Origin of the sequence: Alkalibacterium putridalgicola (genome assembly GCF_900109825.1) — a bacterium.
Lineage (GTDB): Bacteria > Bacillota > Bacilli > Lactobacillales > Carnobacteriaceae_A > Alkalibacterium > Alkalibacterium putridalgicola.
Genome location: NZ_FOBL01000057.1, coordinates 1 through 7,570, shown reverse-complemented (window position 1 = coordinate 7,570; position 7,570 = coordinate 1). Strand labels below are relative to the sequence as shown.

The window sequence follows — 7,570 nt, the reverse complement described above, 5'->3', positions numbered from 1 at the left end:
TGTGATCATCATTCGACGTACTCACGCGATTTCTCAGTTGAGTAATGCCTTTACGCCCTTCATTCGACGTACTCGCGTCATTTTACGAGTGAGTACTGTCATTGTGCCCTTCTTTCGGCGTACTCACGCGATTTTGCGGGTGAGTACTGCCATTGCGCTGCTCATTCGACGTACTCACGTGATTTGACGTGTGAGTACTGCTATTGCGGTCTTCTTTCGACCTGCTCGCGGAAAATTACAGCTGAGTTAACTGATCTTGGACCTGTGTTCACTAAAACTCCTTCAAAAACCAGGTGTCGCAGGCGTTGTGTTCAGATCCTCCGATCGGTTCGCTCAGCTTCACAAAACCATATTTCTCATACAGCCTGTTCGCTTCCTTCAATGAAGCAAACGTGTCGATATAAACCGCTTCGTAGTGTTCTTCAGCAAAGGCCAGCGCCTGTTTCATCAATACATGCGCATAACCTTTTCCTTGCGCTTCGTCACGGATATAAAGCTTCTGCAGCTCCCCAACTGTTTCACTTTCCCCGAATGAACCGATGCCGCAGCCTCCTACAATTTTACCTTCTTCTTCCAGCACCCAGTAAGCGCGTTTAGGCTCCTGATAATAAGCATAGAGCGAAAACAGATGCGGATCAAAGTAAGCTGTCCCCGGCAAATTCAGTCCTCTGCTCTTTAATGACTCCTGGACGATCTCTCCCACTGCCTGATTATCTTTCTCTGCGATTTTACGTAATTCAACCATCGGCTTCTCCCCTTTACTTACAGGAAAGTATACCGTTTATTAAAGGTTTCTTCAATATCATTGAGTATATGATTACATAATAATTAATATAGTTTGTTATACTAAGGTAATAAGAAGAAGGAGGACGGTGGAACATGATACGTTTTGATAATGTAACCAAGCGTTACGACGGTACAGCTGTGGTTTCTGACTTCGATCTGGAAATCAATGAAGGCGAATTTTTTGTCCTCATCGGCCCAAGTGGCAGCGGCAAAACAACAACGTTAAAAATGATCAATAAACTCATCCTTTTATCCGAAGGGTACTTATACATCGATGGCGAAAAAATCAGTGAATATGACATCCAGGAGCTCAGGTGGAATATCGGTTATGTCCTGCAGCAGATCGCCCTTTTCCCCAATATGACGGTCGAAGAGAACATCACGATCGTTCCCGAAATGCTGAAGTGGTCGAAAGAAGACATGCGGAACCGTGTGACCGAATTGCTCGAGAGTGTGAATTTAGATCCGGATAAATACCGAGGTCGTCAAATCTCGGAACTGTCCGGAGGGGAACAGCAGCGTGTCGGCGTCGTCCGTGCACTGGCGGCTAATCCGGATATCATTCTGATGGATGAACCGTTTGGCGCTTTGGATCCCATCACGCGAAACAGCCTGCAACAGGATGTACTGAAGCTGCAGCGTAAATTCAAGAAGACGGTTGTCTTTGTGACTCACGATATGCAGGAAGCCATTCAGCTCGGTGACCGCATCTGTGTGATGAATAAAGGAAAGATCGAACAGGTCGGCACAGCTGACGAGATACTGAAACACCCAGCCAATGACTTTGTCAAAGACTTCTTGCGTACGGGTCTCCCTTACTATGAAGGAGAAAAAACTGTACAGACCTTTATCGACAAAGGCTTTTGTACGAACAAAGAAACGCCTTTCGAGGAGACCGTCAAACTCGACACCTCTCTCGATGACTTGACCCTTGCCCTGGCACGTTCTGGTGCGGTTAAAGTGGAAACAGCCGCAGACAGTGAATCGCTTTATATCAAGCGAGAACATCTGATTCATTATTATGCAGATGACATCCTCGCTGAAGAAAAGTCAAAAAAGGAGGTTAACGCATGAGTGGCCTTTTAGAAACGCTGCAGGCACGCCAGCAGGACGTCTGGACCGCCTTGATCGAACATATGCAGTTATCCTTCATTTCCCTGTTTATCGCAGTACTCATTGCGGTTCCTTTAGGCATATTCCTGATGAACCATAAGAAGATCGCCGAACCGATCATTCAAGTCACTGCGATTTTTCAGACGATCCCATCCCTTGCGATACTGGGTCTGTTGATCCCACTCGTTGGGATTGGATCCATTCCGGCCATCATGGCCCTGATCATCTATGCCCTGCTTCCGATCCTGAGAAATACATACACCGGATTGACGGGTATCGACCCTTCGCTTAACGAAGCGGCTGATGCTATGGGTATGGACCGCTCACGGAAGCTGAGAAAAGTCCAGCTGCCTTTAGCGCTGCCGGTTATCATGGCGGGGATCCGAACAGCCACTGTACTGATTATCGGTACCGCAACGGTTGCGGCTTTGATCGGTGCCGGTGGTTTAGGAAGCCTGATTTTGCTGGGGATCGACCGCGGGAACAATTACCTGATCATATTAGGTGCCGTTCCAGCCGCCTTACTGGCTATCCTGTTTGACCGCCTGCTCAGCTATCTGCAGCACACGTCTTTCAGAAAAACAGCTATTATTCTGGGTTCTGCCATCGTCATCATCGGTGGCCTGCTGATCATCCCGCTGTTCAATTCAGAAGACGATGATCTGGTCATCGCAGGAAAAATTGGTGCAGAACCGGAAATTCTGATGAATGCCTATAAACTACTGATCGAACAGGATACAGATCTCTCGGCTGAAGTGGAACCGAATTTCGGAAAAACGACCTTTATCTTCAATGCCCTCCGTTCTGGTGAGATCGATATCTACACCGAATTTACCGGGACCGTATTGACTAACTTCTTTGAAGAAGTGCCTGAACCGGGTACGCCGAAAGAAGAAGTATACGCGGAGGCTAGAGACCGTCTGCAGGAAGAATACGACATGACTTTGCTTGATCCGATGGCTTTCAATAACACCTATGCCCTGGCGGTCACGTCAGAATTTGCGGAAGAGTACGATCTGGAAACCATTTCCGATCTGGAATCGGTACAGAACGAGGTTAGTGCCGGTTTCACTCTGGAATTTAATGACCGTGAAGATGGCTACCCTGGCATCCAGGACATGTATGGCCTCACATTCGGCGAAGTCATCACCATGGAACCACAGCTGCGTTATGAAGCGATCGAACAGGGCGACGTCAACCTGATCGACGCCTACAGTACGGACAGTCAGCTGGAAGTCTACGACCTGGTCGTTCTGGAAGATGACATGGAACTCTTCCCGCCGTATCAGGGAGCACCGTTGATGATGACGAAACTGATCGAAGAGCATCCTGAGATCGAAGATGCTTTGTCTGTGTTAGACGGCATGATCACCAGTGACCAGATGCGGGCCATGAATTATGAAGTCGACGTGGAAGACCGTCCGGCCGAAGAAGTTGCCCGTGAGTTCCTGATCGAAGAAGGCTTGCTTGAAGAATAAGCGAATCTCTGAGCATGCCAGCCAGATAAATTGACTGATCAGAAAGCAGTTCAGCCTGTGTGAAAGCAGGGCCTGGACTGCTTTTTCTTATGGACTTACAGGTTTAAGCCCGATTTATTGAGTTTGGCTCCTCTAAACATAAGTAAACTTCACTTAAATGCTAAAAAGTTAAGTTCAGCTGCTCTGGGAAGGCGTAAACTTCACTTGTTCATTAAAAAGTGGAGTTCAGCCTCTACATGATGGCTCGAACTGAACAAAAACGTCAAAATGTGAAGTTCAGGACTTGCAAAAGGAGCTGTACTTCACCTTCTGTGGGTTTGATTCCGGTTCAGATGGCCGGCCGGCAGATGAACTCACAGTAGTCAAACCGATAACAGATCAAAATAGTCCGATTTTAACATAATTCCCACTCTGAAGGGTATTCTTATTTTTGTAACAATGTTCGGATATTGCTGATTATATCCAGATGAAAAAGGCGAACATTCGCCTTTGCGACTTAAAAACTTAACATTTAATAATGTCTGCTCACGAAAAATCATTATATTTTGATTAGAATCGACTGCTCATGGTTTTATTTTTAAACATATATAATTTAATCGAACGCTATATTATCAAAGTTGGAACTGTTCTTAATTCGTGAAGTCACAATCGCCATTTATGATAAGCCTCTCATAATGACAAAGCCTTGAAAATACCCTTTGACCGCCTCCGATCGCTTTGATACACTAGTCCTTAAAATCAAAAGCCGGTCACACATATAATTCAAGGAGGCTATTCATTTATGTCACAATGGGAAACGAAATTTGCTAAAAAAGGGTTCACCTTTGACGATGTTTTATTACTGCCGCAGGAGAGCCATGTCCTGCCTAACGACGTGGATCTGAGAACCAGACTCACTGATAAAGTGAAACTCTCTGTGCCGATCTTAAGCGCCAGCATGGATACCGTCACAGATTCACGCATGGCGATCGCCATGGCACGTCAGGGCGGGCTTGGAATCATCCACAAGAATATGTCGATCGAAGATCAGGCGATGGAAGTACGTAAAGTGAAACGTTCGGAAAACGGCGTCATCATCGACCCGTTCTATCTGACCCCTGACCATCTGATTTCAGACGCTGAAGAATTGATGTCCCGTTACCGTATCAGCGGCGTGCCTCTGGTCAACACCATGGAAGACCGCGTCCTGGTCGGAATCCTGACGAACCGCGACATGCGTTTTTTGACAGACTACACACAAAAGATCAGTACAGAAATGACAGATGAGGAACTGGTGACCGCTCCGGTCGGAACTTCTTTAGAAGAAGCTGAAAAAATCCTTCAGAAACATAAAATCGAAAAACTGCCGCTCGTTGACAAGGACGGTCGACTCAGCGGACTCATCACGATCAAGGATATCGAAAAAGTCGTCCAATTCCCCAACGCCGCTAAAGATGGACACGGCCGTCTGCTTGTCGGTGCCGCGATCGGTGTGACGAGTGATTCCTTCGAACGCGCACAGGCCCTTGTAGACGCTGAAGTGGATGCGATCGTCATCGATACCGCTCACGGTCACAGTGCCGGCGTGATCCGTAAGATCAGAGAACTCAGAGAAGCTTTCCCGGATGTTGCTTTGATTGCTGGAAATGTCGCAACCGGCGAAGGCACACGCGCACTCTTTGAAACCGGCGTGGATGTCGTGAAAGTCGGGATCGGACCAGGTTCAATTTGTACCACACGCGTCGTTGCCGGTGTCGGTGTACCGCAGATCACAGCCATTTACGATGCCGCGACCGTCGCCAAGGAATTCAACAAGCCCATCATCGCAGACGGCGGGATCAAATATTCCGGCGATATCGTCAAAGCCCTGGCTGCCGGCGGACATGCTGTCATGCTGGGAAGCCTGCTGGCCGGAACGGACGAATCACCGGGTGAATTCGAACTCTTCCAGGGACGCCGCTTCAAGACCTATCGTGGGATGGGTAGCTTAGGCGCCATGAAAAAAGGCTCCAGCGACCGCTACTTCCAGAATTCAGTGAACGAAGCCAACAAACTGGTTCCAGAAGGCATCGAAGGCCGCATCGAATACAAAGGCAGTCTCGAAGAAGTCATATTCCAGATGCTCGGCGGACTCCGTTCAGGCATGGGTTATGTCGGCGCCAAAGACATCCAGGCCCTGCGCGAAGAGACCCAGTTCGTTCAGATGAGCGGTGCCGGACTGAAAGAATCGCATCCGCATGATGTTCAGATCACAAAAGAATCACCCAACTATACCATGCGTTAAACAATTTTACTTTTGAAAGGTGGGAAACGAGTGACTTCAGTCATTGATACAACCAAACTAGAAAAATTAGTCGTTTTAGACTTTGGGAGCCAGTACAATCAGCTAATTACACGCCGCATCAGAGAATTCGGTGTGTACTCTGAGCTTCTTCCCCATACAACGACGGCAGAAGAACTGAAAAATATGAATGTGAAAGGCATCATCTTTTCCGGCGGCCCGATGAGCGTCTATGATGAAAATGCCTTCTCCATCGACCCTGAGATATTTGAGCTGGGCATCCCGATCTTAGGGATATGTTATGGCATGCAGCTGATGACTTATATGCTCGGCGGCGAAGTGAAGCCGAGCCTGAACCGCGAGTATGGCAAAGCTGAAATTTCAATCAGCGATCGTACGGCTGACCTCTTTACGTCCCTTGAAGCCAGCGAAAACGTCTGGATGAGTCACGGCGATTACGTCACAGATCTTCCAGAAGGCTTTACAGTGACGGCATCCAATGACCACTGCCCGATCAGCGCCATTCAACATGCAGACAAGAACTTCCATGCGGTCCAGTTCCATCCCGAAGTCCGCCATACCGAACACGGCAACGAGCTGCTGCGCAATTTTGCCTTTGGTGTCTGCGACTGTTCCGGCAACTGGAGCATGCAGAACTTCATCGATATGGAAGTTGAAAAAATCCGTGAACTCGTTGGCGACAAGAAGGTCCTTTTAGGCCTGTCCGGCGGCGTGGACTCCAGTGTGGTCGGTGTACTTTTGAATAAAGCCATCGGTGACCAGCTGACGTGTATCTTTGTCGATCACGGCCTCCTTCGTAAAGATGAAGGCGATCAGGTTATGGACAGTTTAGAAGGGAAGTTCGGTCTGAACGTTATCCGCGTCGATGCCAAAGACCGTTTCTTGAATAAACTCGAAGGGGTTTCCGATCCCGAACAGAAACGCAAGATCATCGGGAATGAATTCATCTACGTCTTCAATGACGAGGCTGCTAAACTGGACGGTATCGATTACCTTGCCCAAGGCACGCTTTACACGGACGTCATCGAAAGCGGCACAGCCACCGCTCAGACCATCAAGTCTCACCATAATGTGGGCGGACTGCCTGATGACATGGCTTTCCAGCTAATTGAACCCTTGAATACTTTATTCAAAGATGAAGTACGTGAACTCGGACTAGAACTCGACATGCCCGAATCCCTCGTCTGGCGCCAGCCTTTCCCGGGACCTGGTCTTGGTATCCGAGTGATCGGTGAAATCACCGAAGACAAACTGGAGATCGTGAGAGAAAGCGATGCAATCCTGCGCGAGGAAATCAAAAAAGCCGGCCTAGACCGCGACATCTGGCAATACTTCACGGTTCTGCCTGGCTTCAAGAGTGTGGGAGTTATGGGTGACGCGCGAACTTATGACTACACCATCGGGATCCGTGCCATCACCTCGATCGACGGCATGACCGCAGACTTTGCCCGCATCCCATGGGACATCCTGCAGAAAATATCTGTGCGCATCGTCAACGAAGTGAACCACGTCAACCGCATCGTGTACGACATAACGAGTAAGCCACCTTCAACTGTGGAGTGGGAGTAAAAAGAAGAAGGTAAGCGATGAATAGCTAGGTACCTGTGAGTCCTCGCGGCCTCCTGTTAAACTTGAGATATCTTAAGTACACAGGAGGTTTTATTTTGGAAAAGAATAAACAGTCTATCATACCAGTAACCCTACATGACGATAAAACTGATCACCAACACATTTCGAAGTTCCAATCACAGAAAATGGTGGCACATTTAAAAAATAGTCAGACAGAGCTACTTATTTACGAGGGGATCAAACCCTCGACATTGAGAGTTCTCCTCGCGGAGATGCCATTCAATGAAACTCGTTGACTTTACTCAAGTAGAGAATATTTTTATTGTGTGTGGAAAGACGGATA

At 48.0% G+C, this 7,570-nt stretch carries 5 protein-coding genes; 4 read left to right on the top strand and 1 reads right to left on the bottom strand.

The window, feature by feature from the left end; all coding sequences use genetic code 11:
* Positions 1-271: 271 nt before the first annotated feature.
* On the bottom strand, positions 272-745 hold the full coding sequence (locus BMX84_RS12035) for a GNAT family N-acetyltransferase (RefSeq protein WP_091490225.1): 474 nt from the start codon (positions 743-745) through the stop codon (positions 272-274).
* A gap of 134 nt (positions 746-879) precedes the next feature.
* On the opposite strand from BMX84_RS12035, the gene BMX84_RS12030 reads away from it, so the two are divergent.
* The 4 genes from BMX84_RS12030 to guaA all read left to right on the top strand — a co-directional run bounded on the left by BMX84_RS12030 (position 880) and on the right by guaA (position 7,227).
* Positions 880-1,860: an ABC transporter ATP-binding protein gene (locus tag BMX84_RS12030; RefSeq protein WP_091490221.1), complete on the top strand. Its 981-nt coding sequence runs from the start codon at positions 880-882 to the stop codon at positions 1,858-1,860.
* Entirely contained in the window at positions 1,857-3,377 is a 1,521-nt protein-coding gene (locus tag BMX84_RS12025; RefSeq protein WP_091490216.1) for an ABC transporter permease/substrate-binding protein, read from the top strand. The genes BMX84_RS12030 and BMX84_RS12025 overlap by 4 nt, the downstream gene beginning before the upstream one ends.
* A gap of 781 nt (positions 3,378-4,158) precedes the next feature.
* Positions 4,159-5,640 carry an IMP dehydrogenase gene (gene guaB / locus BMX84_RS12020; RefSeq protein ID WP_091490211.1) on the top strand — a complete coding sequence of 494 codons (1,482 nt, stop codon included), beginning with the start codon at positions 4,159-4,161 and terminating at the stop codon, positions 5,638-5,640.
* A 30-nt stretch (positions 5,641-5,670) separates the two neighbouring features.
* Positions 5,671-7,227, top strand: a complete 1,557-nt coding sequence (guaA, locus tag BMX84_RS12015; RefSeq protein WP_091490207.1) for a glutamine-hydrolyzing GMP synthase — start codon at positions 5,671-5,673, stop codon at positions 7,225-7,227.
* Positions 7,228-7,570 lie beyond the last annotated feature (343 nt).

Excerpts from the sequence above, each read along its gene's own strand:
- guaB (WP_091490211.1), top strand. The coding sequence starts at position 4,159 with ATGTCACAATGGGAAACGAAATTTGCTAAAAAAGGGTTCACCTTTGAC.
- BMX84_RS12035 (WP_091490225.1), bottom strand. The coding sequence starts at position 745 with ATGGTTGAATTACGTAAAATCGCAGAGAAAGATAATCAGGCAGTGGGA.
- BMX84_RS12030 (WP_091490221.1), top strand. The coding sequence starts at position 880 with ATGATACGTTTTGATAATGTAACCAAGCGTTACGACGGTACAGCTGTG.
- BMX84_RS12025 (WP_091490216.1), top strand. The coding sequence starts at position 1,857 with ATGAGTGGCCTTTTAGAAACGCTGCAGGCACGCCAGCAGGACGTCTGG.